The sequence below is a fragment of the Rhodococcus sp. HNM0563 genome (assembly GCF_012726195.1).
GTDB lineage: Bacteria > Actinomycetota > Actinomycetes > Mycobacteriales > Mycobacteriaceae > Rhodococcus.
Window position 1 is genome coordinate 482477 of sequence record NZ_JAASAF010000005.1, and the last position, 24155, is coordinate 506631.

At 65.3% G+C, this 24155-nt stretch carries 26 protein-coding genes; 13 read left to right on the forward strand and 13 right to left on the reverse strand.

Going from position 1 to position 24155, the window contains the following annotated elements; genetic code table 11:
• Positions 1–61 precede the first annotated feature (61 nt).
• Together HCA61_RS14540 and HCA61_RS14545 are read right to left on the reverse strand one after the other, a co-directional pair.
• Positions 62–835: a peptidylprolyl isomerase gene (locus tag HCA61_RS14540; RefSeq protein WP_169688861.1), complete on the reverse strand. Its 774-nt coding sequence runs from the start codon at positions 833–835 to the stop codon at positions 62–64.
• Positions 835–1707 carry a peptidylprolyl isomerase gene (locus HCA61_RS14545; protein ID WP_169688862.1) on the reverse strand — a complete coding sequence of 291 codons (873 nt, stop codon included), beginning with the start codon at positions 1705–1707 and terminating at the stop codon, positions 835–837. Before HCA61_RS14545 ends, HCA61_RS14540 begins: the two co-directional genes overlap by 1 nt.
• Positions 1708–1856: 149 nt before the next feature.
• On the opposite strand from HCA61_RS14545, the gene HCA61_RS14550 reads away from it, so the two are divergent.
• From HCA61_RS14550 to HCA61_RS14560, 3 genes are read left to right on the forward strand one after another with little or no spacing between them, the layout of a single operon-like run.
• Positions 1857–2540: an MBL fold metallo-hydrolase gene (locus HCA61_RS14550; protein ID WP_247274210.1), complete on the forward strand. Its 684-nt coding sequence runs from the start codon at positions 1857–1859 to the stop codon at positions 2538–2540.
• 42 nt (positions 2541–2582) lie between these two features.
• On the forward strand, positions 2583–3857 hold the full coding sequence (gene hisS, locus HCA61_RS14555) for a histidine--tRNA ligase (protein ID WP_169688864.1): 1275 nt from the start codon (positions 2583–2585) through the stop codon (positions 3855–3857).
• The gene (locus HCA61_RS14560) at positions 3844–4491 is read left to right on the forward strand and encodes a hypothetical protein (RefSeq protein ID WP_206040034.1); all 648 of its coding nucleotides are present in this window, start codon (positions 3844–3846) and stop codon (positions 4489–4491) included. The genes hisS and HCA61_RS14560 overlap by 14 nt, the downstream gene beginning before the upstream one ends.
• A 28-nt stretch (positions 4492–4519) precedes the next feature.
• Here the strand turns inward: HCA61_RS14560 and HCA61_RS14565 are convergent, their stop codons facing one another.
• Both HCA61_RS14565 and HCA61_RS14570 read right to left on the reverse strand, forming a co-directional pair.
• On the reverse strand, positions 4520–5746 hold the full coding sequence (locus HCA61_RS14565) for a hypothetical protein (RefSeq protein WP_247274194.1): 1227 nt from the start codon (positions 5744–5746) through the stop codon (positions 4520–4522).
• The gene (locus tag HCA61_RS14570) at positions 5743–6081 is read right to left on the reverse strand and encodes a type VII secretion target (protein WP_169688865.1); all 339 of its coding nucleotides are present in this window, start codon (positions 6079–6081) and stop codon (positions 5743–5745) included. The genes HCA61_RS14565 and HCA61_RS14570 overlap by 4 nt, the downstream gene beginning before the upstream one ends.
• A gap of 165 nt (positions 6082–6246) precedes the next feature.
• Here HCA61_RS14570 and HCA61_RS14575 point away from each other — a divergent pair, with 165 nt between their 5' ends.
• Both HCA61_RS14575 and HCA61_RS14580 read left to right on the forward strand, forming a co-directional pair.
• Positions 6247–7269, forward strand: coding sequence for an Rv2578c family radical SAM protein (locus tag HCA61_RS14575; RefSeq protein WP_169688866.1), 1023 nt, complete (start codon positions 6247–6249; stop codon positions 7267–7269).
• Positions 7270–7387: 118 nt separating this feature from the next.
• Positions 7388–9979, forward strand: coding sequence for a multicopper oxidase domain-containing protein (locus HCA61_RS14580; RefSeq protein WP_169688867.1), 2592 nt, complete (start codon positions 7388–7390; stop codon positions 9977–9979).
• A gap of 57 nt (positions 9980–10036) precedes the next feature.
• Here HCA61_RS14580 and mqo read toward each other — a convergent pair whose 3' ends face one another.
• A complete protein-coding gene (gene mqo / locus HCA61_RS14585) occupies positions 10037–11440 on the reverse strand; it encodes a malate dehydrogenase (quinone) (RefSeq protein ID WP_169688868.1) in 1404 nt (467 codons plus the stop codon).
• A 90-nt stretch (positions 11441–11530) separates the two neighbouring features.
• Between mqo and HCA61_RS14590 the strand changes: the two genes are divergently transcribed.
• Positions 11531–12466, forward strand: coding sequence for a LysR substrate-binding domain-containing protein (locus HCA61_RS14590; RefSeq protein ID WP_206040035.1), 936 nt, complete (start codon positions 11531–11533; stop codon positions 12464–12466).
• A gap of 13 nt (positions 12467–12479) precedes the next feature.
• On the opposite strand, the gene HCA61_RS14595 is transcribed toward HCA61_RS14590, so the two are convergent.
• Entirely contained in the window at positions 12480–12920 is a 441-nt protein-coding gene (locus HCA61_RS14595) for an acyl-CoA thioesterase (protein ID WP_169688869.1), read from the reverse strand.
• Positions 12921–12998: 78 nt separating this feature from the next.
• A complete protein-coding gene (locus HCA61_RS14600; RefSeq protein WP_169688870.1) occupies positions 12999–13418 on the reverse strand; it encodes a glutaredoxin domain-containing protein in 420 nt (139 codons plus the stop codon).
• Between the two features lie 78 nt (positions 13419–13496).
• Here HCA61_RS14600 and HCA61_RS14605 point away from each other — a divergent pair, with 78 nt between their 5' ends.
• Entirely contained in the window at positions 13497–14198 is a 702-nt protein-coding gene (locus tag HCA61_RS14605) for a phosphatase PAP2 family protein (RefSeq protein ID WP_240959317.1), read from the forward strand.
• Here the strand turns inward: HCA61_RS14605 and HCA61_RS14610 are convergent.
• From HCA61_RS14610 to HCA61_RS14620, 3 genes are all read right to left on the reverse strand, one after another.
• The gene (locus tag HCA61_RS14610; RefSeq protein ID WP_169688871.1) at positions 14158–14631 is read right to left on the reverse strand and encodes a carboxymuconolactone decarboxylase family protein; all 474 of its coding nucleotides are present in this window, start codon (positions 14629–14631) and stop codon (positions 14158–14160) included. The genes HCA61_RS14605 and HCA61_RS14610 overlap by 41 nt on opposite strands.
• Complete coding sequence (locus tag HCA61_RS14615) at positions 14618–14956, reverse strand: GNAT family N-acetyltransferase (RefSeq protein ID WP_169688872.1); 339 nt, start codon at positions 14954–14956, stop codon at positions 14618–14620. The genes HCA61_RS14610 and HCA61_RS14615 overlap by 14 nt, the downstream gene beginning before the upstream one ends.
• Positions 14957–15040: 84 nt before the next feature.
• On the reverse strand, positions 15041–15511 hold the full coding sequence (locus HCA61_RS14620) for a MarR family transcriptional regulator (protein WP_169688873.1): 471 nt from the start codon (positions 15509–15511) through the stop codon (positions 15041–15043).
• A 112-nt stretch (positions 15512–15623) separates the two neighbouring features.
• Between HCA61_RS14620 and HCA61_RS14625 the strand changes: the two genes are divergently transcribed.
• From HCA61_RS14625 to HCA61_RS26840, 4 genes are all read left to right on the forward strand, one after another.
• On the forward strand, positions 15624–16127 hold the full coding sequence (locus HCA61_RS14625) for a VOC family protein (protein WP_169688874.1): 504 nt from the start codon (positions 15624–15626) through the stop codon (positions 16125–16127).
• Positions 16128–16218: 91 nt separating this feature from the next.
• A complete protein-coding gene (locus HCA61_RS14630) occupies positions 16219–17226 on the forward strand; it encodes a pirin family protein (protein WP_169688875.1) in 1008 nt (335 codons plus the stop codon).
• An 18-nt stretch (positions 17227–17244) separates the two neighbouring features.
• Positions 17245–18042 carry a pirin-like bicupin family protein gene (locus HCA61_RS14635; RefSeq protein WP_169688876.1) on the forward strand — a complete coding sequence of 266 codons (798 nt, stop codon included), beginning with the start codon at positions 17245–17247 and terminating at the stop codon, positions 18040–18042.
• A gap of 10 nt (positions 18043–18052) precedes the next feature.
• A complete protein-coding gene (locus tag HCA61_RS26840) occupies positions 18053–19924 on the forward strand; it encodes an SEC-C metal-binding domain-containing protein (RefSeq protein ID WP_169688877.1) in 1872 nt (623 codons plus the stop codon).
• A 12-nt stretch (positions 19925–19936) separates the two neighbouring features.
• On the opposite strand, the gene HCA61_RS14645 is transcribed toward HCA61_RS26840, so the two are convergent.
• On the reverse strand, positions 19937–20950 hold the full coding sequence (locus HCA61_RS14645) for a hemolysin family protein (RefSeq protein ID WP_169688878.1): 1014 nt from the start codon (positions 20948–20950) through the stop codon (positions 19937–19939).
• Positions 20943–22370 (reverse strand): hemolysin family protein, encoded by a 1428-nt coding sequence (locus tag HCA61_RS14650; protein WP_169688879.1) that lies wholly within the window; start codon positions 22368–22370, stop codon positions 20943–20945. Before HCA61_RS14650 ends, HCA61_RS14645 begins: the two co-directional genes overlap by 8 nt.
• A gap of 839 nt (positions 22371–23209) precedes the next feature.
• Between HCA61_RS14650 and HCA61_RS14655 the strand changes: the two genes are divergently transcribed.
• Both HCA61_RS14655 and HCA61_RS14660 read left to right on the forward strand, forming a co-directional pair.
• Positions 23210–23668, forward strand: coding sequence for a PPOX class F420-dependent oxidoreductase (locus HCA61_RS14655; RefSeq protein ID WP_169688880.1), 459 nt, complete (start codon positions 23210–23212; stop codon positions 23666–23668).
• Positions 23669–23687: 19 nt separating this feature from the next.
• Positions 23688–23906: a hypothetical protein gene (locus HCA61_RS14660; RefSeq protein WP_240959319.1), complete on the forward strand. Its 219-nt coding sequence runs from the start codon at positions 23688–23690 to the stop codon at positions 23904–23906.
• 36 nt (positions 23907–23942) lie between these two features.
• On the opposite strand, the gene tnpA is transcribed toward HCA61_RS14660, so the two are convergent.
• Positions 23943–24155 (reverse strand): IS200/IS605 family transposase (gene tnpA / locus HCA61_RS14665; RefSeq protein WP_169688881.1); only part of this gene is annotated, 213 nt, incomplete at its 5' end.

The window sequence follows — 24155 nt, forward strand, 5'->3', positions numbered from 1 at the left end:
GGAAGACGGGGTGTTCCTCGCCGAGGCGGCGAGGAATACCCCGATTGTCAGGAACCGTGCTCTACGACGAGACGCTCACCGATTCGATCTGTACGGGGCGATTCGGAGCGCCGCCGCCTGCCGACATCGAACCGTCGTCGCCTGCCGCAGCGACCTCCTCGATGACTGCGAGGCCTGCTTCGTCGACTGTGCCGAACACGGTGTACGTCGGGGGCAGCTGCGAGTCCTCGTAGACGAGGAAGAACTGGCTGCCGTTGCTGCCGGGCTGTCCGGTGTTGGCCATGGCGATCGTGCCGCGCGGGTACACCACCGGCTGACGTAGCTGCGGTGCGCCCTTGGCGTAGAAGTTCTCCGGGTACTCGGTGTCGAATCCGTAACCCGGGCCACCGGTGCCGGTGCCCGTCGGGTCACCACACTGCAGTACCTGCAGTCCGGGCGACGTCACGAGCCGGTGACAGGGAGTGTCGTCGAAGTAGCCCTGCTCGGCGAGCGAAACGAAACTGTTCACCGTGCATGGTGCAGAGGCCCGGTCCAGCAACAACCCGATGGGCCCCGCGCTCGTGGTCATCGAAACCTCGGCGATGCCCGCAGCAGGCACATCCGAGTCGGATGGCGATGTCACCTCCTTGGCGGCTTGCCCGTCCGGTGTATAGGTGCACGAGACGGGGTCGCCGTCCGCGGGACGCTCGGGCAGTGCGCCCGACGCGGGCGGCTGGTCGGCCTCGGAACTGATGGATGTGGTCGTCGTGGTGTCGCTCGCGGAGTCGTCGGCGCAGCCGGCCAGCAGCAGGGCCAGGCCTGCGCCGGCGGCAACGGTGGTGCGCAATCGGATCATCAGTCCATCCTCACACTCGTGAGAGTTGTTTCCAGGGCCGGGGCGCCGTCCTGGCCACCACCGACAACTCCGCTCGCCGCGATCTTGTCGAGTGTCTCGAGCCCGGTCTCGTCGATTTCACCGAAGACCGTGTACTGCGGCGGGAGGACGGAATCGCCGTAGACCAAGAAGAACTGGCTGCCGTTGGTCCCCGGTCCGGCATTCGCCATCGCGAGGGTGCCGCGCTTGTATGTCATCGGTTCCTGGGATGCGGGGTCGTCGGCCGCGAACTGATCGGTCGGGAACTCGTTCGCGAATTGGTAGCCGGGTCCACCGGACCCGGACCCCGTCGGATCGCCGCACTGCAGCACCTGCAAGCTGGGGGACGTCGTCAGCCGATGGCACGTGGTCGCGTCGAAGTAGCTCTGTGACGCGAGCGACAGGAAACTGTTGACCGTGCACGGCGAATCGGCGTTGTGCAGGATCAGCCCGATGTTGCCTTGCGATGTCTCGACACTGACGCTGATGTCGGTGTTGGCCTCGCCGGAGGTGAGGATCCCCTCGGTGCGCGGAGGCTCTACCGGTTTCGACGGTTCGCGGCCATCGGCCGGATACTCGCAGCTCACGGTTTCGGCGAGGGGTTCGGCCCGGCCGTCGGGCAGTGCCGGGTACTCGGATTCGGAGGTGTCGGTCGCTGCGGTCTCGGGGGGCGTGTCCTCGGAACCTCCGTTCATGGTCCACAGGACAGCGACCGCGCCGACCACCACGACGACGCCGAGTGCCGACAGTCCGATTGTCAGACGACGCCGTTGACGTTCGCGTTCCGCTCGGCGCTCGAGCTGACGCTCGAGTTTGCGTTTCGCGGCCTGGCGCCGCTGTGCATTGCTCGGCACTGCGTTTGTCCTCCCGTGAACCGATCGATGTACTGGTGCCCGCGTTCAGGCCGAGTCGAGTTTGCCACCCCAACCTGAGAACGGGGCGTCAGGGCACAGCGCTTAGGCTGTACGAGACCACGAATGCCCACACAGTAGGAGCGATGCTCGTGCTCGTAACCGGATTTCCCGCGGGGATGTTCCAGACGAACTGCTACATCCTTGCGCAGGACAACGCGAAGGAGTGCGTCGTCGTCGACCCTGGCCAGGACGCCGCGGAGCCTCTGATCGAGTTCCTCACCGGCTCCGACATGACGCCGCGCGCAGTGCTCCTCACGCACGGTCACCTCGACCACGTCTGGTCTGCCCAGCCCATCGCCGATCGATTCTCGATCCCCACCTACATCCACCCGGATGATCGCCACATGCTCAGCGATCCAGGCGTGGGATTGGGATCGAGCCTCGCTCCGCTGCTGGAAGGAACCACGTTCACCGAGCCGCACGAGGTGATCGAACTCGCCGACGGCGACGAGATCGAGCATGCGGGCATGACGTTCGTCGTCGATCACACACCCGGCCACACCCAGGGCTCGGTCGTCCTACGCACCCGCACGAGTAACCCGGACGGTGTCGAGTTCGACGTCGCACTGACCGGCGACACGCTGTTCCAGGGATCGATCGGTCGTTCCGACCTGCCCGGCGGCAACCATGAGCAACTGCTCGCGTCGATCGCCGCGAAGCTGCTGGTGCTCGACGACACCACAGCGATTCTGCCCGGCCACGGCGGCTCCAGCACGATCGGGCAGGAACGGACCTCGAACCCGTTCCTGGTCGGTCTCACCGGATCCCGCTGACCCGGCAAGCATCGAATCTTCCGACGAGAGAAAGCAGCGACAGTGAGCAAGGCCTCCACGTTCTCGGCTCCCAAGGGCGTGCCCGATTACGTCCCCCCTCAGTCCGCCGAGTTCGTGGCGGTACGCGACGGATTGACACGAGCCGCGCGGCTGGCGGGATACGGGCACATCGAACTGCCGATCTTCGAGGACACGGGGCTGTTCGCGCGAGGTGTCGGTGAGTCGACCGATGTCGTCACCAAGGAGATGTACACCTTCGCCGATCGCGGCGATCGATCGGTCACACTGCGACCGGAGGGCACCGCAGGCGTCATGCGCGCGGTGATCGAGCACGGTCTCGATCGCGGGCAGCTTCCGGTCAAGCTGTCGTATTCGGGCCCGTTCTTCCGTTACGAACGACCCCAGGCCGGGCGCTACCGACAGTTGCAACAGGTCGGGGTCGAGGCGATCGGTATCGACGACCCGGCGCTCGACGCCGAAGTCATCGCCATCGCGGATACGGGCTTCCGGGCCCTCGGCCTCGACGGTTTCCGCCTCGAGCTCACCTCTCTCGGCGACGACACCTGCCGACCGCAGTACCGGGAACGATTGCAGGAATTCCTGTTCGGTCTTCCGCTCGACGAGGAGACGCGTCGTCGCGCGGAGATCAACCCACTACGGGTGCTCGACGACAAGCGACCCGAGGTTCGGGAGATGACCGCTGGTGCACCGTTGATGCTCGACCATCTGTCCGAGAGCGCGCAGGCCCACTTCGACGAGGTGCGCGCACATCTCGACGCGCTCGGCGTGCCGTACGTCGTCAACCCCCGCATGGTGCGCGGACTCGACTACTACACCAAGACCACGTTCGAGTTCGTACACGACGGACTCGGCGCTCAGTCCGGCATCGGTGGGGGAGGCCGATACGACGGACTCATGGAGCAGCTCGGTGGACAGGCGTTGTCCGGCATCGGTTTCGGGCTGGGTGTCGATCGCACGATCCTCGCGCTCGCCGCAGAGGGCAAGACCGCGGCCACCTCCGCACGGTGCGAGGTGTACGGCATTCCGATGGGGGATGCGGCCAAGGGTGCGCTCGTACCGGTGGCGCACCGACTGCGAGCCGCGGGAATCCGCGTCGATCTGGCCTATGGCGGCCGAGGGCTCAAGGGCGCGATGAAGGCAGCCGACAAGTCCGGCGCCGTCGTCGCACTGGTCCTCGGCGACCGGGAACTCGAAGCCGGCGAGATCGTCGTCAAGGATCTCAGCAACGGTGAGCAGGAGACAGTGCCGCTCACCGACGTCGTCGCACGCGTGGGTGAGGCAGTTGACCGCGCCTGACGGTCGGCACGCGCCGAAGCCGATCGCACTCGACCTGATCCCCGCGCAGCTATTGGCTCCGCGCGCCCGGAGACTTGCGCTGCTCGCTGTTCTCGTCGGTCTGATCGTGGGCGCGATCGTGTGGCTCGTGGCATCGTGGTGGATCGCGGCCCTGGTTGCCGCTGTCGTCGGCCTTGTCCCGGCACTCGGTGCGATCGCAGTCACGAAACGGCACATCCGACTCGACGGAACGGTGATCACAGCCAGCGGACTGCTCCGATCACGCAGGGTCGAACTCGAGCACCTCGCGGGGATCGAACTGCTGGTGCGTGTGGGCCGGGTGTCGCAGGTCATCGTGCGCGTCAACGACGGCAGGCACAGCCTGATCATGATTCCGATCGCCTTGTACAGCGGTGACGGGGGCCGTGAGCTCGAAATCTTCGCGCTACGCAAGTTGGCAGATGCCTTCGCCTCGAGTGAACTTGCTTCGGCGGCCGCGATCTCGTCTGTGCTCGTCGAGCAATTACGCGCCGAAGCGCGGGATGCCGGACTCGGTGAACGCCCGTTGTACCGCGCGGTCGAACTGGCACGCGGCGCGGGACGGGTACCTCAGACGACACTGACAGACCACGAGGTGGCATCGCTCATCGAGTGATGCCACCTCGTGATGCCTGCCGGACGGATCACCACTGGTCGTCGACGGCTCCGATCACCGCGGGGGTCACGAACGGCAGTTCGCCGACCACCTCGCTGGTGGTCCCGGAGGTGACGAGAATCCCTCGAGTGCGATGGTGTTCGGTGTCCTCGGCGCGGTGTGCTGCACCCAGCGGGGCCCCACCGAAGGCAGGTCCGCGCGCGGCGGTGCTTGCATTGCCGGCTGCACCCGCGCCGGCGGAGGTGGGGGCCGCTGCGACAGGTGCTCCGGCCGCCGGAATCGCCGTCGCACCGGAGCTTGCTGCGCCGTAGCTGCCTGCGGCGCTGCTGTATGCCGCACCTGCGCTTCCTGTTCCGAGACCTGCCGCGCCGGCACCGGACGTGACCGAGGTGGCGAGCGTGGCGGTTGCGCCCGTCGTTCCTGCCGAGGTGGGCAGGGTGGAGGCGGGCTCGCCGGCAGGGCTTGGGAAGATCTCACCGATCTTCGGTATCGCGCCTGAAGCCGAAGTGGCGAACCCACTCGGATCGAGCGGCATCGATGTCATGGCAGGTGCAGGCACCGGGATGGGCGGAGTCAGTGCATTCATCGCTACTGTGTGCCCGGTGAGTTCTCCGCGGGTCCGTGCGACGACGGCAAGCGCAGAACTGACGTGCTCGACGGCCGATGCGAGAAGAGCAGCCTGACCTGGCGGAGTCATGGCCACCGGCGCGGTCGCGACGGCGGACGCAATGAAAGACTGTGCGATGCCGGTCAACTCGATGTTTCCGCGCTCCACGGTAGCGGTTGCCGCGCGGGTCACCTGACCGATGAGGTTGCCGCGCTCGCTCAGTTCGTAGGACGCGAACTGTGCTCTGGTCGAGTGCTCGGCGGTGGTATCGGCTGCAGTGCCCTCCCATGATTCGGGAAGGGCGGACAGCGCCGATCGGCCGAGCGCGGCGGCACCGTCGAGCAGCCCTGCACCCTGTTCCAGGATGACCGAGGGATCGAGGGCTCCGCAGATGCCGGTGCCGAACATGTTTCCGAGTTCGGCGATGGGGCGGAGCAGCTCGTCGATCTCCGGCAGTGTGGGGATCGGAATCGATTGCAGCAGTTCGTTGATGGTGTCCGGCCCGGGTGCCGTCGGCGGTGCGAACGTGGGCAGTTCGGGTGCCGGTGGCAGCGGCATATCGAGCACGGGCGCCACCGGCGATGCGCGCAAGGCATCGAGTACGGTGGGTGAGACCTCGGGCGCCGGTATCGGCGCGACAGCGTTCACGCGAGGCTCCGGTCGGAGCGGGCGAGAGCGACGGCGGTGGCAGCGTCGGTGCCGTCGTACGCGGCGGCAGCCTCATGTGCCGCAATGCCGTTGGATGCGTACGCGAGTGTCAGTTGCCCCACAGCGCGCGTGTGTTCGCTCTGTGCGGCGACGAACGCTGCGAGAAAGTCGGCGCCGATCAACCCCATTGCCGGACTCAGTGATGCGACATTCGCTCCAAGATCCATCGATCCGGCCCGCGCAACCTGTTCTGCTGCATGAAGATTGGTGTTTCCGTACAGTCGTACTCCATCGGGAACCACCCGGATTCCGGCACCGGGAATCAAACCGCTCATCGAACCCCCCTCGATATCAACGTGTGGAGCACTTTAACTCGAGGTGTCCGGTAGTGCGACCGGGCCTCCATGTGGAGCGAGTTGTCGGGTGGGTGAAAGTGTGTATCGAACACCAATTCGACGCGGTTGTTGACATCGTATCGTACTAGTGTTCGACTGTGGTGTATGCGGTGGACGACGCAGGCGGTGGACGTGGACGACGGTGCGCTGCCCGGACTCGGGCGCTCCGATCTTGTGCGCCGCGTGCAGACCCCCGAATTCGATGGCATCACCTTCCATGAGGTGTTGTGCAAGAGCGCATTGAACAAGACGCCCGAGGCGTCGCGTCTACCATTCGAGTACACGGTCAACACATTCCGGGGGTGCAGTCACGCGTGCCGCTACTGCTTCGCGCGCCCGACCCACGAGTATCTCGGCCTCGATGCCGGCCACGACTTCGACGCTCAGCTCGTGGTCAAGACCAACGTCGCGGCCGTTCTTCGTCGGGAACTCGCGCGCAAGTCCTGGAAACGCCAGCACGTGGCGCTCGGCACCAACACCGATCCGTATCAGCGTGCCGAAGGCCGGTATCGGCTGATGCCGGGCGTCATCGGTGCCCTCGCGGAGTCCGGTACTCCGTTCTCGATCCTGACGAAAGGCACACTCCTCCGACGCGACCTGTCGTTGCTCACGCTGGCGTCACGCCAGGTCGATGTCCGTCTCTCGGTCTCCCTGGCGATCGGCGACCTCGAATTGCAACAACAGATCGAACCGGGGACGCCGTCTCCGAAGGCGAGGCTCGATCTCATCCGTGCGATCACAGACGCTGGGATGTCGTGCCATGTGATGGTCGCTCCTGTCATCCCGTATCTCACGGATTCGAGACGGCACCTCGAGGGTCTGTTCGCCGGCCTCGCAGCTGCGGGTGCGTCCGGAGTGACTGTGATTCCGATGCATCTGCGGGGATCCACGCGGGGATGGTTCCTGTCGTGGCTGGGCTCGGAGCATCCCGCTCTGCTGCCGCGATATCGGCGGCTCTACGGTCGAGGCGCCTATGTGGGTAGGGAGTACACGCGCTGGCTCGAAGCGCGAGTCGATCCGCTTGTCGAACAGTTCGGACTCGGGAGTGGACGAAAGGCGCCTCGAACCGCGGCCCTGCCTGCTCCCGTCCGGGAGCGTGAAACGATCGGTCCTCCCACACTTTTCTGAGATGCGGATGCGCGTGTAGAGACTTTCGGCCCGCGCCTCCGAAGGCTTTCGGCATCACCGGTGTGGGCGCTACGACAATAGGTAGTATTCACCGTCGCCACGGTCCTACCATCGAGCCGTGACCACCACGAGACGGGTTCGGCGACCCAAGAGTTGGCACCAGCGAGCAGGTCTGCCCGTGCGGGTATGGCTCGTGTTACTCATCGTCGCCGGGCTCGCACATCCGTTCCTGCCGGAGTCGCGATGGCTGCTCGTGCATCTGTTCACATTGGGAGCAGTCACCAACTCGATCGTGGTGTGGTCGCAGACCCTTGCCGAACGATTCCTGGGATTTCACCTCGCCGAAACCGAGCGTGGGCCACAGCTCATCAAGATCTATGCTCTCAACGTCGGAATCGTCGTCACGATCGTCGGCGTCGTCGGTGGATGGTTCCCGGCCACCCTCGCCGGAGCGGTACTCATCGGTGCGATGGTGGCCTGGCATGCGATCTCCCTGATCTTGCTGACCGTGCGGGCACAGCGGGAGAGGACCCGGGCGGGGGACCGGCCGGCCGGTCATGCGCAGAGCGTGTGGTTTCTCATCGCGTCGTCGGCGATGCTGCCGTTCGGTGCCGGATTCGGCGCAGTGCTGGCCTACGGGGCCACGGAGCAGACCGAAGCCGGATTTCTCCTTGCTCACCAGGCTATGAACCTGCTGGGGTTCCTCGGTCTGGCCGCCGCCGGAGTGCTCACCGTCATGTACCCGAATCTGATCGGGGCACCGGATGCGCCGTCGGGACGACGCCCTGTAGCCCTGGCGGTCCTGCTCATCGGTATCGCGGTGCTCACGGCCGGGGCCTTGACCGGAAACTCGCTCGTCGCAGCGGCCGGTTGCGTGGCCTACCTGGCCGGATGGATCGTCGTGGCAGCACCGTTGTTGCGCGATGCGCTATCGCATCCACCCAACGGATTCGCTGCCGCGTCCGTCACCGCGGCGATGCTGTGGTTGCTCGGGTCGCTGGCCGCACTGGCTATCGTGCTCGCGACCGGGCCGATGGACCCGGATCGGGCAACACTGATGACCGTGCCCTTCCTGGCCGGATTCGCGGCGCAATTGCTGTTCGGAGTCATGAGTCACCTGCTGCCCACCTTGATGGGCGGGGGACCCGCGGTAGTCGGCGCAGGCGTAGACAAGATGAACCGATGGTGGATCTGGCGGATCGTCGTCATCAACACCGGCCTGCTGTTGTTCCTCGCGCCGCTCCCGAGCTGGATGCGAGTCGGGGTCACCTCACTCGTCATGCTCGCCTTCGTGATGTTCCTGCCCATCATGATCACCAGTGCCAGGGCGTCGGCGGCGGGCCGCCGAGCTGTGATGGCGGGGCAGGCACCACCCGAGCACGACCCGGCCGTACATCAGCGTGGCCTGCAGGCCACCGCGGCGCTGGCCTGCCTCGCGCTCGTCTTCTCTGTCTTCTCAGGTCTCGGCGGCGCGAGCATCGGTGGGCAGGACGCTTCGGCAGGTGTCACTCCGACCGGAAATACGACGGAGGTTCACATCGAGGCCATCGGGATGCGTTTCACCCCCGATACCGTCAACGTGCCTGCGGGTGACCGATTGGTCCTCACGGTCACGAATTCGGACGATCAGGTGCACGACCTTGTTCTTGCGACCGGCCACAACACCGGCAGGCTCGCGCCGGGTGAGGCCGCGACGCTGGAAGTGGGTGTCGTCGGCGCCGACATCGATGGCTGGTGTTCGATCGTCGGGCATCGACAGCAGGGCATGGTCTTCCGCATCGTCGCGGACGATGGTGACGGCGAGGCGATGGGCCACGGCCACGTCTCGGCAGGCGGCACGCCGACAATCGACCTCGCTGCAGACCCGGGCGAGGGTTTCGTGGCCCGAGACCCTGTGCTCGAGGCTGCACCTGTGGGCACAACACATCGCTACACCTTCGAGATCACCGAAGTGCCAGGTGAATACGCTCCGGGTGTACCGCAGACCATGTGGACCTACAACGGGCGAGCGATGGGACCGACCCTGAGGGGGAAGGTAGGCGACCTCTTCGAGATCACGATGGTCAACAACGGAAGTATGGGGCACTCGGTCGACTTCCACGCCGGCATGGTCGGACCCGACGAGCCCATGCGCACGATCAATCCGGGTGAGGAGCTGATCTATCGCTTCCGGGCCGAGCACAGCGGAATCTGGCTGTACCACTGCGCGACTCCGCCGATGGCGGTACACATCGCCGCGGGGATGTTCGGTGCGGTCGTCATCGACCCGCCGAGCCTCGGACCGGTCGATGCCGAGTACCTCATGGTGCAGTCGGATGCCTACCTCGGCGCCGGGCAGGTCGACGCAGAAAAGGTCGCGGCGGGAAATCCGGATCTGGTGATGTTCAACGGATTTGCGGGCCAGTACGTGCATCGTCCGCTGCACGCAGCGACCGGCGACCGTGTGCGCATCTGGGTCCTCGATGCCGGCCCCAACGAGACAGTCGCCTTCCACGTCGTCGGTGCCCAATTCGACACCGTCTACAAGGAAGGTGCGTATCTTTTGCGTGCCGACGATCCGGACAGCGGGGGCTCGCAGGTCCTCGACCTCGCGGTCGCGCAGGGCGGGTTCGTCGAACTGCAGTTCCTCGAACCCGGTACCTACACGTTCCTCAACCATCGGATGTTCGACGGTGACCGCGGCGCGATGGGGAAGATCGTCGTCGAATGACGGTGGGGAGTCGAAGGACAGTGGGGAACGGAGAGAAGTCTGCGGCGCGGTGTCGGGTCAGGTTGTCTTTCGCGACCGGTCGGCCAGCAGGCTGTCGAGGATGGGCGCCCACGTGTCCTTCCGGTCCGGAAAGCACCGTGTGAGCAGATCGACCATGACGGCCGGTGCGATGGATGCTCCGGGCGATGCACCGAGTAGTCCTGCGATGGTCCCGTCGGCGCTCGTGACGAGCTCGGTTCCGAATGTGAGCACGCCGCGGCCGTGTTCGTCCGGCTTGATCAGCTGTGCACGCTGCCCGGCCTGCATGAGGTGCCAGTCGGCGGGATCCGCGCCCGGGTAGAACCGGAGGAGCTGCGCGAACTTGCGTTTCTTCGACGAAGCGAGTTGCCCGAGAAGGTACCGCACGAGGGCCAGGTTGCGCAGGCCTGCGGTGGCCATCACGACGGCGTTGCGCGGGCGGATCGTGCGGAACAGGTCGGACAACCGGCCGTGTCGTAGTAGCCGGGTGCTGAATGTGGCGTACGGGCCGAACATCAACGACCGACTCCCGTCGACCACGCGCAGGTCGAGGTGCGGCAACGACATCGGCGGAGCACCGATATCGGCCCGACCGTAGACCTTTGCGGTGTGCCGTCCGACGACCGCCGGGTTGTCGGTACGGAAGAACTGCGCTCCGACGGGGAACACGGCGTATCCGCGCACCTCATCCAGTCCTGCATTCTGGAGCAACTCCAGCGAATAGCCGCCCGCGCCGACGAAGACGAACCGAGAGGTGAGACAGAAGCGTTGCCCGCCGGCGCGGTCTCGACCGGAGATCGTCCACAGGCCGTCATCGCGGCGGTGCAGGTGTGAGACCTCGTGGCGCAATCGCACGTCGGCGCCGCGGGCGGCGATGTCTTCGGCGAGCCACTTTGTCAGCGCCCCGAAATCGAGGTCGGTGCCGGCGAGGTGGCGCGAGGCCGCCACGGGCTCGGCGTCGGTGCGGCCCTCCATCAGCAGTGGAGCCCACTCTCGGATGGTCTCGGGATCCTCGGTGTATTCCATGTCGGAAAAGGCCGGTGATGTCCGCAGGGTGTGCACCCGTGTGCGGAGGTACTCGACGTCTCGCGTGCCGAAGACGAGGTCCATGTGGGGTGTGGGAGTGAGGAACTCCGGCATGGTGTCGTTGGCTGCGAGCGACGACCAGAACTTTCTGGAGATACAGAATCGGCGCGCGATGTCCTGCGCCGTCGCTCCGTCGGTGGGATCGGGCATGTAATTGAGTTCTGCGTAGCCCGAGTGCCCGGTGCCTGCGTTGTTCCATGCGGCGGAACTCTCACCGGCGATCTCGTCGAGACGTTCGAGGAGGACGATCGAGGCATCGGGTTCGACGCGGGACATCATGGCGCCGAGGGTGGCGGACATGATTCCGCCTCCGATCAGGACGACATCGTGGACAGTGTCGGATGTGTTGTCTCTCATGGGAAACACTCCTTCTCTCGCTGGTGCCCTCAGGCTCCTCCACGGAGACCGATCCGTCCAATGAGGTGATCGAGGAAGTATCATCCGAATATGGATGGAACTCTGTCGGCCGAGGTCGCTGAGATGGTCCCGCTGCTCGCAGCCTTCGACACCGCCGCGGCGGAGGGGCACATCACTCACGCGGCCGCCGTCCTCGGTGTGCCGCAGTCGTCACTGAGCAGGCGACTGAAATCACTCGAGCAGATCCTCGGGGTGGCCCTGTTCCAGCCGGTCGGTCGGGGTGTCGCATTGACTGCAGCGGGTCGCGATCTGCACGAACGTACCCGCGGTGCGGTTCGCGGACTCGACGACGCGGTGAACGTCGTGCGCAGCAACGCCGACCCGGACAGCGGATCGGTTCGGTTCGGATTCCCGCTCACCCTCGGTCCTGTCAGCATTCCCTCACTGCTCGCCGAGTTCCACGAGACCGCACCACGGATCCGGTTCGCGCTCGTCCAGGCCCACGGCGAGGCACTGTGCGGGATGGTCCGAGACGGGCGCCTCGACCTCGCCGTCGTGATCCCGCCCCCGGACGACCTGCCTGCCGTACACATCGGGACACAGCGGATCCTGCTCTACGTCGCGCCGTCACACCCGCTGGCAGGGCGGACGCAGATCGACCTCACCGAACTCGCCGACGAGCGATTCATCGCGAACCCGCCCGACTACCATCTGCGGCAGCTCCTCGACACCTGGTGCATGGACGCGGGTTTCGTGCCGCAGGTAGCGATCGAGATCGGTGAGTTCGAGACTGCGCGCGCACTCATAGCGCAGGGACTCGGGGTCGCACTGCTCCCGGTGCCCGAGCGCCGAATCGCGACCGGTCGAGTCGCTTCCGGTGGCAACCTCGTCGGGATCGGGCTGACCGGACACCGCGAGCGGGACATCGGTCTGATCAGGGGGAATCACCGCCCGACCCCGGCAGTCGCGCGTCTGCACGATCACATCGTGCGACGAGCGGGCTCGTTCCTCCCCGGAGGCCGATGATCGATCGAAACGGTCAGTTCGGCAACTCGAGGAGATACTTGTCGAGCACGACCCGCACCTCGTCGGAGATCGGCGCCGCACCGCCTTGCGGTTTCGTGCCGACATCCACTGACGTCGCCAACGCCACGCACCGGCCGTGCTGGAACAGCGCTGAGCCGAGAACCAGCGACGAAGTGCCGATCTTCAGTACTCCGGTGGAGATCACGACTTCGTGGGGATAGAACACCTCGGCGAGATAATCGATCTCGATCCGGGCCAGCACCGCGCGTTCGAAGGCGGGCCCGTCGAGGGCCGAGGCGAGTTCCTCCATCACGAGCACGCGGGCCTGTTCGAAGTATCGGGCGATCGACACATTGTTGACATGCCCCAGTGCGTCGACGTCACCGAACAGCGGGGTGACTGTGCGGCGCAGCGGATAGAGGTCCTGCGACAGCCGTCGCGGATCGTGACGCATCGGGGTCCGGCCTCTCGTGCAGGTGTGGGTGTCCATCACGATACCCACGGCGGATCGAGGAAGCCGCGCCGATCTCGGTCAGTGGAGTTGCGCGCGCATCCAGGCCGGGTCGGGGTTGGTGTGTGCGCGTCCTCCGACAAACACGGTCGGCACGGTCTCGTTGCCGTCGTTGACCGCACGCACCCGTGCTGCCGCTTCGGGATCGCGCCAGATGTTCACCCAGATCGCGCGATCGGCGCGGCGGAGCAGTGATGCCCGCAGGCGCATGCAGAACATGCACCCCGGGCGCCAATAGATCACGGGGGTGTTCGTGTCGGCCGCCTCGATTCGGGCCGCGGCATCGTCGATGTGGCGCGGGAATGCCAGCGGGGATCCGACCCAGGCGAGGACAAGTAGAACGACCGCGATCGCGATCGAGGCAGAGGTGAGAGCTCCGGTTGCCAGTACGAGCACGGCGACTGCCGCGATCGCCAGCGAGGGGATCCAGGTTCTCCACATGAGCCACAGCGTACTTCCGGTTGCGCCCGGCAGAGTCGGGCGGCGATCGAGTCGGCCGCCACGCTAGCGTTGTCGATCATGGTCGTCACCGAGCGTTCACCTCGTGTTCCCGCACAGTTGGCCCAGCCGATGCTGTTGGCTGCTTTGTCGACTGCGATCGTCCTGGCGCTGCTCGCCGTGGCAGCAGTCCCCGTGCGCGACGAGTTGTATCTGGCCATCGCGCAGACTTTCGAAGGGTCGTGGTCGGGGCCCGCAGCAGGTGTCGTCGCCGACAAGGGGTTACTCGTTCTCGTGGCCACCGCAGCTGTGCTCGCGGTGCGGACCTGGCTCGAGAATCGCCGCGCCTTCGTCACTCTCGTGGTGGCAGGGGCCGGGGTCATCGTCGCGTACTTGTCGAGCGAATTCATCAAAGTGGTGGTGACCGAACCGCGGCCGTGCCGTGCCCTCGGCATTCGGACCGTTCTGGATTGCCCGGAGATCGGTGACTGGTCGTGGCCGTCGAACCATTCCGTGATCGCTGCGTCGTTTGCCACTGCGTGTGTGCTTGCGGTCCGGCGAACGCTCTGGTTCGTCGCCCCGCTGGCCGCGGTGCTCGGTCTCTCACGCGTCGCAGGCGGCGTGCACTACGTTCACGACGTGTTCTCGGGCATGGCGTTGGGGGTGCTGGTCGTGTCTTTGGTGACGGCAGCATTACTGCCGCTCGCGGACCGGATCGGGGCATTCCGGGGGTCGGGTCCGGTCAGGCCTTCCAGTCGGCCGGACGAACCGCGTGGCGGCTGAGGATCGAGATGCGGTTGAACGAGTTCATCGCGATCGCAACCCAGATGATCGCGGAGACCTGCGCATCGTCGAGGACCTTTCGGGCTTCCGCGTAGCGGCAGTCCTGCTCGTACGACGACGGCAGGGTCGTCACCAGTTCGGCGAGGGTCAGTGCGGCACACTCCGCCTCGGTGAACAGGTCGGTGTCGCGCCATGCAGGCAGGACGGCGAGACGCTGCGCCTTCTCACCTGCCTTCAGCGCGTCACGAATGTGCACGTCGAGGCAGTAGGCGCATCCGTTGATCTGCGACACGCGGACATTGACGAGTTCGGTGAGCTTCCGGTCGAGGCCCGCCTCGCTCACCGCGTCTCGGACGGCGACCGCGACCGCCACCTGTGCGCGGTACACCGGGCGGGTCTGCTTGTCGATGGGGATGCGCTCACTGCGTTTCATGTGTGCCCTCCGGCCGGTCGACGATGGTGTCGTACTCGTGGTGCTCGGCGACGTATCTGGCGACGTACGGGCACACCGGCACGATGCGTCCGTCGTGCGCCGCGACGTCGTCGAGTGCGAACTTCACGAGGCGGCCCGCGAGGCCGAGGCCCCCGTAGTTCTCGTCCACCTCGGTGTGGACGAACACGCGTCGCGTGCCCTCGCCGTCCCGGTAGTCGGCGTGCCCCACGACGGTGTCGCCGTCGAGGATTTCGTAGCGACTGCGCTGCGGATTGTGCGAGACGCTGATGTCGGCGAGGCGGGGATCGGGAGTATCCGTGGACATATCAGAATCCTTCCGGCAGGTGCGGCAGCCTTCGAGCGTAGCTGCGAACGACGGGGTCATCGGCCGTTCTCGTGGTTCACCGGGTCAGCTGGTGCGCCTGTGTTCCTGCATGTGGTTCTGGATCGCGGTGAAGGCATCGCCCATCACAGTGATGACCTCGGGGGAGAGGACGTCGAACATGGTTGCGCGTACTGCGGCGACATGGCCGGGTCCGGCCGAGGCGAGGACCGCGGCGCCGGTATCGGTCAACTCCGCCCATGCGCCGCGCTTGTCGGATTCGCATTCGACACGCCGGACCCACCCGGCGCCCTCCATGCGCGTGATGGCACGGGTTATCCCGCTCCTGGTGGTGGTGCTCGCGTCGGAGAGTTCTCGCATCCGAAGTCTGCGGTCTTCCGCTTCGGAGAGCAGGACGAGAATCTCGTAGTCGGCGAATGAGATGCCCGAGTCGCGCACCAACTGCTTGTCCAGGGATTGGAAGAGCATGCGGGTGGCGTCGAGATAGGAGCGCCACAGCCGGTGCTCGTCGTGGGCCAGCCACTTCGTCGGTTCCATAGTTCAACCATAGCAGGTAGTTGACGAAGCAACTATCAATTTGCCATGATAGTTGACAGATCAATCAGTTGGCGGGCGGCTTGCTGCTGCCGGTGTACGGAGGAGGGCTCGGATGGCTGTCATCGCGCAGGACCAGGATTCGTTCGCGCATCGCCGCGAGGAGATCCGCGACCGTTATCTGCTGCCCGTGGGAACGCGACCCGAATCATCTGCGCGGGGCTTGCACCACACGGCCATTGTGAGCGGCGACGTCGAGCGCACCGTGGTGTTCTATCAGGAACTGCTCGAGTTCCCCTTGGTCGAACTCATCGAGAATCGCGACTATCCCGGATCGTCACACTTCTTCTTCGATATCGGCAACGGAAACCTCTTGGCGTTCTTCGACTTCCCCGGTCTCGACATCAGCCCCTACCGGGAAGTGCTCGGCGGACTGCATCACATCGCCATCAGCATGGAACCAGCTAAATGGACGCACCTGCGTGACAAGCTGACCGCCGCAGGAATCGAAGTCGCCGAACACAGCGAAGTTTCGTTGTACTTCCCCGGCCCCGACGGCGAGCGCCTCGAGCTCATCGCCGATCCGCTCGGTGAAATGTACGGCTCGACCATCCTCTGACTCGCTCCGAGTCGATGACACCCGGTGTGTGAAGCACCGATGGCGCACACTGAACCATGAGTTCGGCACAAGACGGAAGGTCACGATCGAGATGAGCAACACCGACGCCACACCCACCGAGATCCGCTGCCGCACCGAGGACCCTCCGGTCGGTGACACCCGGAATCCGCGCGTCGAGATCATCACCTCGCGTGAGGTGCCTCTCGGCGGTCCGCGTGCCATGCCCGTGCGTCGCACCCTTCCTCAGCGACAACGTTCCCTCATCGGTGCATGGTGCTTCGTCGACCACTACGGACCCGACGATGTCTCGGTCACTGGAGGCATGGACGTCGCACCTCACCCACACACCGGCCTGCAGACTGTGAGTTGGCTGTTCACAGGGGAAGTCGAACACCGGGACAGCGACGGAGTGCACGCCATGGTTCGCCCGGGCGAGATGAACCTGATGACCGGCGGCCACGGCATCTGCCACTCGGAGGTCTCGACACCGGCGACGACCACGCTGCACGGCGTCCAGCTGTGGGTGGCCCTGCCCGACTCGGACCGCGACGCCCCACGCGAGTTCCAGCATTACGTGCCCGAACCCACCGACCTCGGCGGTGGCACTGGCAAGGTGTTCCTCGGAACCCTCGCCGGCAACACCTCGCCGGTCCGCACCTTCACACCGCTCCTCGGTGTCGAAATCGTCATCGACGCGGGCGCGACCCTCTCTCTCGACGTCGACTCCGCGTTCGAGCACGGGATCCTTGTCGACACCGGAGAAGTTGCGCTATTCGATACCGTCCTGCAGCGCGCAGCACTCGGCTACGTCGGCACCGGCGTGCCCCGGTTGACCCTGACCAACCGCGCCGATGAACCCGCGCGAGTGCTTCTGCTCGGAGGTGCGCCGTTCGGGGAGGAAATCGTCATGTGGTGGAACTTCGTCGGTCGGTCCCACGACGAGATCGTCGCCTTCCGCGATGCCTGGCAGAACGGATCCGACAGGTTCGGGCGCGTCGAAGGATACGTGGGAGACGTCGCGAGGCTTCCCGCGCCGGGTCTGCCGAACGCTCAGATCCGTCCCCGCCGCAATCCGCCCACCGCAGACCCGAACTGCTGACCCGGAGAAACAATCACCATGAGCACCGCTGTCCACGAACCGCACCTCGACGTCCGCCGCGCAGACGACCGGCCCAAGACCAAGATCGACTGGCTCGATTCGAAGCACTCCTTCTCCTTCGGGCAGCACTATGACCCCGCGAACACCCACCACGGCGTTCTGATGGTGAACAACGACGACATCGTCACCCCTGGACAAGGTTTCGACACACATCCCCATCAGGACATGGAGATCGTCACTTGGGTTCTGAAGGGTTCACTCGTCCACCAGGATTCGACCGGTCATTCCGGTGTCATCTACCCTGGGCTGGCTCAGCGCATGACCGCGGGTTCCGGAATTCTGCACTCGGAGAAGAACGACTCGTGGCGCTTCGACGGCGCCACCGGTCTGCACGCCGAACAGCACGATGAACCCGTTCACTTCGTCCAGATGTGGGTGTTGCCCGACGAAGCCGGCGTAGCACCGGGATACGAGCAGCTCGAGATCGACCGCGAACTGCTCGCCGGTGACCTCGTACCCGTAGCGTCCGGGATCGACGACCACGCGGACCACGCGGCAATTCGCATCCGGAACCGGTATGCGGCACTGCACGTGGCGCGGATGCAGCCCGGACGTCCGGTCACATTGCCCGACGCACCGTCCCTGCATCTGTTCGTCGCGCGCGGCAATATCGCTCTCGAAGGGGTCGGACTGCTCGCCGAAGGCGACGCGGTGCGCGTCAGCGGCGGAGGTGGGCAACAGCTCACCACCGATACCGGCGCCGAAGTCCTCGTGTGGGAGATGCACGCCACCGTCGGCGGCCGAGCGCCGCAGTAGGCTCGTGGATGTGGGATTCTCTTCGGCCGATCTCTCCGCCACAGCGGTAGCGCTGCTCCGTGACAGTGGGCCGCGCACGCTGTCGGGACTCGCGGAAGCTCTCGCGGACCGCGGTTTCGGAGATCGCACGCGGATCGAGGCTGCGATCGAACTCGACGATGCACTCTCCGACCCCGTAATCACCGAGCTGCGCGACGGACGCTATGTCGCGCTCGATGCCGTGCTCGACGGGCGCGTTTTCGCCCATCGGCTCACCGCGGAAGAGATCGCGGCGAATGCCGTCGAATTGTTCGACGTATTGCTCCCCGCCTTGCTGGTCCAGGCCCATTCACCGATCAGCGTCGCTGTTCCCGGATTCCACGACGATCTACTTGCGTCCCGCTCACTGACCGACAAACCCTGGGCGCAATTCGGGGTCGTCATCCTGCCCGAAGACGTTCTGGCTTCGCGCAAGGCAGGCGACCTCGTCGCGCTCACCGTCCGACACGGTGAGGTCACCGTCGAACAACTCGAAGACGAAGTGATTGCGGGCACGGTCGGCGCATGGGCGTCGGCGATCTCGGCGCGGGCCCCCGAATCGGATCTCTATCTCGAACTGGATCTGCTCGAGGCACTTGTCGCCGATCCACGACTGGCGCGCGACCGGTGCGCCCCGCTGAGCGAACAACTCGCCGAGGCCGGATTCGCACGCGCAGGCAACAGGGTGATCCGGACGGATGTTGTACCTGCCACGAGACAAGCCGAACAGGAGACCGCCGCATCCGGTTGGTTCGGCAAGACATTCGGGCTCGACGAAATCTCGGCGCGCACGGCCACTCGATTCCTGGCCGTTCTAGTGTCGTGGTCCCCCGCGGACGACGAGGACTACTCGCTCGAAGCCGACCTGGACGAGTACTTCGATGACCCCGCCGCACTGACACCACTCGCAGCTGCGGCTGTTGCGCAGCTGGTGGTGGACGAGGCGCTGCTCCGGCTCGGAATCGGACCGCGCGAGGTGATGCAGGCCGCGGAACAGCTCTTACGTCGTGGGCCTCGCGTCACGCGGGCCGCCGCACACTGGATGATCGGACGGGCCGAACTTGCGCGCGGCGATGTCCACGAGGCCGAACGCCGCTACCGACTCGCATCCTCGGAGAATCCCGGTTTCTCACCCGCATCGGAAGGTCTCGCGACATTCGCATCGATGCGAGGCGAGGCAACCACGGGTCTGCTGTTGCTCGAGCGAACCGCGACCGGAACCCAGCATGCAATGTATCCGTTCCTGCAGCATTTCAAGCCGGTCGAACACCCGGAACTGGGCCGCAACGACCGCTGCTGGTGCGGTTCGGGCCTCAAGTACAAAGTGTGTCACCTCGGTAAGGCCCACGCCGCGCTCGAGCACCGCGCCGTCTGGTTGTATGCCAAGGCAGGTCTGATCATCGACCAACCGCGCTGGCAACGACTCTTGGCCGACGTCGATCCGGCCGACGACAACGTGCGGCTGATAGCGGACGTCGTGCTGTTCGACGGTGGAGCGTTCGACGATTTCGTCGAGCACTGGGCTTCGATGCTTCCCGAGGACGAACGCGACCTCGCGCAGCGGTGGCTGGGTGCGCCACTTGTGATGGGAGTGCTCGACGAGGTGCGTCCCGGCGACGGATTCACCATTCGCGAGCCGAGCAGCGGCAAGAGCACGCGAGTGATGGATCGGACCGTGGGTGACGATGTGGGCGTCGGTGAGACCGTACTGGTCCGACCACTCCCGGTCTGCGGGCAGTGGCACAACTATCTCGGTGTGCACCCGGTTCCGGACGGCAGCCACGAAGCGGTCCGCGCGCTCCTCGACGCACCGGAGCTGTCCCCGCAGGCCCTCGGGCGGGTACTCGGGGACAGCGACCGGTGACGTCGAACGAACTTATGCGGTGTCCTGCTCGGAGGGGAGCAGTCGGGCCAGCACGTCGGTGAGGGTGATCAGGCCGACCACCCGGCTGTCGTCGGTCACGGTGGCGAGGTGATTCCGCGACTCGCGCATCGTGGCGAGCGCCTCGTACACCGGAATCGCCGCGTCGAGTGTCAGTGCCGGCCGCATGAGATCTGCGGCGGTGACACTGTCGCCGGCCTGCAGGCTGTCACGTACGTGGACGACACCGTCGATGTGCCCGTTGCCCCGGACGAGCAACCGAAGGTGCCCGGTGCGTCGCACCACGTCCTGGATCTGCGCCACGGTGGCCTCGGGCCGGACACTGCTCGGATGCGCCTGTGGGGTGACGATGTCACCCACCGTGAGCGTCTCGAGTTCGAGTGCGCTGCTCAGATGGCCGTGGTACCGCTCGTCGAGTGTCCCGACCGTGGCCGAATGCTCGACGAGATGGCGTAGTGCGTCCGGATCCTGACCCGATGCGACCTGGTCCACCGGCTCCACTCCGACCTTGCGGAGCAACCAGTTCGCCATGTGGTTGAGCTGCATGATGAGCGGCCGCATGACCCACATGAAGCCGCGCATCGGGAGCGCGAGCAAAGTCGCCGACTTCTCCGGATGCGCAATGGCCCATGACTTCGGCGCCATCTCACCGACCACGAGGTGCAGGAAGGTGACGATGATCAGAGCCAGAACGAACCCGGCGACGTCGGCGAGCCACAGCGGCGCGCCCCAGCTCTCGAATGCCGGTGTGAGCCAATGGTGGACCGCAGGCTTGGTGATCGCGCCGAGTGCCAATGTGCACACGGTGATCCCGAGCTGTGACCCCGCCAGCAGCACCGACAGTTCCGAAGCGCTGCGCAATGCAGCACGAGCCGACCGACTCCCCGGTGCCGCATCTTCGAGCCGGTGGCGCCGTGCGGCGATCAACGCGAACTCGACGGCGACGAAGAATGCACTCGCCGCGATCAACACGACGGTCGCGACTGCGACCACCCATGGATTATCCACGGTGCTTCACCTCGCCGTCCGTCTTGTCGTCCACCGCTGTGTCGTCGTTCGTGGCCTCGCCGCGCCCGCTTCCGTCGGCGCCCAGGGTCACGAAGATCGAGGACGGAACGTGCTTGTCGACCGAGCGGACCTCGGCAGTGAGGAATCTCGCCGCAGGATGCGATTCGTGCACCAGATCCGCCGGATCCGGATCGACGTCGATCGTCACCGTGTCGCCGACCTCGGGAAGTCCGCCGAACTCTGCTATCACCAGACCCGCGAGGGTTTCGTAATCCCCCTCCGGGAGTTCGGCATCGAGCGTACGGACCACTTCGTCGAGGTGCGCATCGCCGCGGATGAGCCACCCATCACCCGATCGGGTGATCACCTGGGTCTCGATCGCGGGATCATGCTCGTCTGCGATCTCGCCCACGACTTCTTCGGCGATGTCCTCGACCGTGACGACACCGGCGAAACCGCCGTACTCGTCGATCACCAGCGCCATCTCCTCTCCCGTGGCGTTGAGCTGCGCGAGTACTTCGGGCAGTGCCAGGGTCGTCGGGACGATCACCGCGGATCTGCAGACGTCTCCGGCCGTACCGGTCGGATTCTCGATTGCCAGGAGATCGTGCAGATGAACGACACCTCGAATATCGTCGGACGAGGTGCCCGCAACCGGGTATCGGGTGTGCCCGGTGCCCATCTTCTCCAAGACGCTGCTGACGGGTTCGTCGACGTCGACGAAATCCACGCGAGCACGGGGGATCATGGCGTGTTCTGCAGTGCGGGTGGGGAAGTCGAGGATCCGATCGAGCAGTTTCGACAGCTCGGGATGCAGCTCGCCGGTGTCGCGGGATTCGGCAACGATATGCTCGAGATCCCGAGGTGTGGCCGAATGCTCCACGTCATGGACCGGCTCGATCCGCAGCACTTTCAGCAGCAGGTTCGACGACGCATCGAACAGCCGGATGAGCCACCCGAAGAGCTTGAGGTACACCGTGGTGGAGAGTGCGAGCCACCGGGCGACCGGCTCGGGCCGGGCGATCGCGAGGTTCTTCGGGACGAGCTCACCGAAGACCATCTGCACCACGGTGGAGAACAACACCGCGAGGACGGTGCCGACAGCGACGCCGACGGCGGTGGGCACTCCCACTCCTCCGAGTGCCACACCGAGGCCACTGCCGATCAGGGGCTCTGCGACGTAACCGACGAGTAGGCCTGTGATCGTGATACCCAGCTGTGCACCGGAGAGCATGAACGAGGTGCGGCGAGTGACCGACAGAACGCGTGAGGCGACTTTGTCTCCGCTTTCGGCGCGGGCCTTCATCCGCGAGCGGTCGACCGCCATGTAGGCGAATTCCTGGGCCACGAAGTATCCGGTCAAAGCTGTGATGGCCAGAACGACGAAGATTCCGAAGGCGATCCCGAGTGCGGTCAGCATTCGGTGTTCCGAGTGCCGGGAACGAACTGAGGTTCAGGGACAGGGTGGTCGTCCACGGACGGGGACGGGGCGGGTCTTCGAGGTTTGCGCTTGGCGCGTCTCATAGTTCTCTCTGTGTGTATTCGCGGACAGGTACCTGTTCAGGATAGGGGGTCTGCGCCGGTGCAGTGCGTCGACTGCCGCCGTGTCGGTGCCCCCTCGGCCCCAGCGCGGCGACGATGGTAGGTCGAAGAATGATCGGTGAACAAGGGGGAGAGCGTTCGGTTCCGGCGCGGCCCGAGGCTCCGCACATCGAATTGGTGGGTAATTTCCTTTTGTCCGATGTGTGAATTATGGCCGTGCGGGAAATTTGCTCGACACTGTGTAATTCGATCTTCTCGCGGCATTTCCGAGGCTATTTCAAGGCTTCGGTGGCGAGTTCGTCTGCGGAAGGACGCCCGGTAGTTGGACTGCTTCCACCTGCGAAGATGTAGATTTTCTCATATCCGTGATCGATTCGTGATTGGAGTCCAGCCGCGGAAATGTGATTTGTTTCTCACCCGTCTGTGCTGCGGAATCTGAATTCTCTGGTAACAATTGAACCGCGGTCGCTACCGCGACCGGACCGCTGTTGATTCTCCACAGATGGGATTTACACATGCTCGCTGACCTGGCCGAATTCTTCGTCAACGCCGCTGACCTCTTCGGGGCACTCGACTTCTTCAGCGGTTCCGCTGAAGGAATCAGCAGCGCCCAGCAGTAGTTCTGTCGATCTTCGGACCCGGGGGCCACGGCCCCCGGGTCCGACTCGTTTCCGAACATCGAGGCCGGTTGCGGGCGCGCCACCTATCCTGGGCGCTATGGCAATAGCAACCGCCGACCACGTCTCGCGCGACGAACTGCTTGACTTCGTCCGCCCCCGCCACCGTGGCGTATTGATCACGTGGCGGAGATCGGGCACACCGCAGGTCTCACCCGTGACTCTCGGCCTCGATGACGACGGCAGAATCGTCATCGCGACCTACCCGCAGCGGGCAAAGGCGGTGAACCTACGCCGCAACCCACACGCGACCGTGTGCGTCCTGTCCGACGAGTTCAACGGTGCGTACGTCCAGGTCGATGGCGTCGCGGAGGTGCTCGACATGCCTGGTGCTGTCGAGCCGCTCGTCGACTACTTCCGATGTATCTCCGGGGAGCATCCGGACTGGGACGAGTACCGCGCCGCGATGCGCGAGCAGGGCAAATCGCTCATTCGCGTCACCATCGACTCGTGGGGCCCCATCGCCACCGGCGGATTCCCGCCGGAACTGCAGCGCTGACCGGCCCTCGAGGAGTCACATGGTGCATCGAACCGTCGACGTCGGTGAACGCAGGGCCCGCCTCGCCGTCCGCCATCGCATTGCTCCGGCCTATCGCGCGGCCGACGCAGTCGAAGCCGCCAGGAGCATGGTGTGCCTGCACGGCACCGATCCCGCGACCGTGTACCTCTCCACGTGGTCGCGAGTGACCGATTTCTCCGCGGCGGAACTCGATGCCGCGCTCTACCTGTCTGGGTGAGAGTGCTCCATCGTTCACGGTGGAGGTGAATCACTATCATGCAGAATGGCGTTGGGACTCCACGTACTCGGCGATCACGGACAAGGGCGCACCACCTGCGGTGCCGCAGTAATACGACCGCGACCATAAATGCCCGCCCCACAGATACCGAGACACATGCTCCGCATGGTCACGGCGCAGGTGCCGCGAGGACACCCCCTTGAGCGAGTTCACCAGCTTCGACAACTGCACCGTCGCGGGGAACTCCAC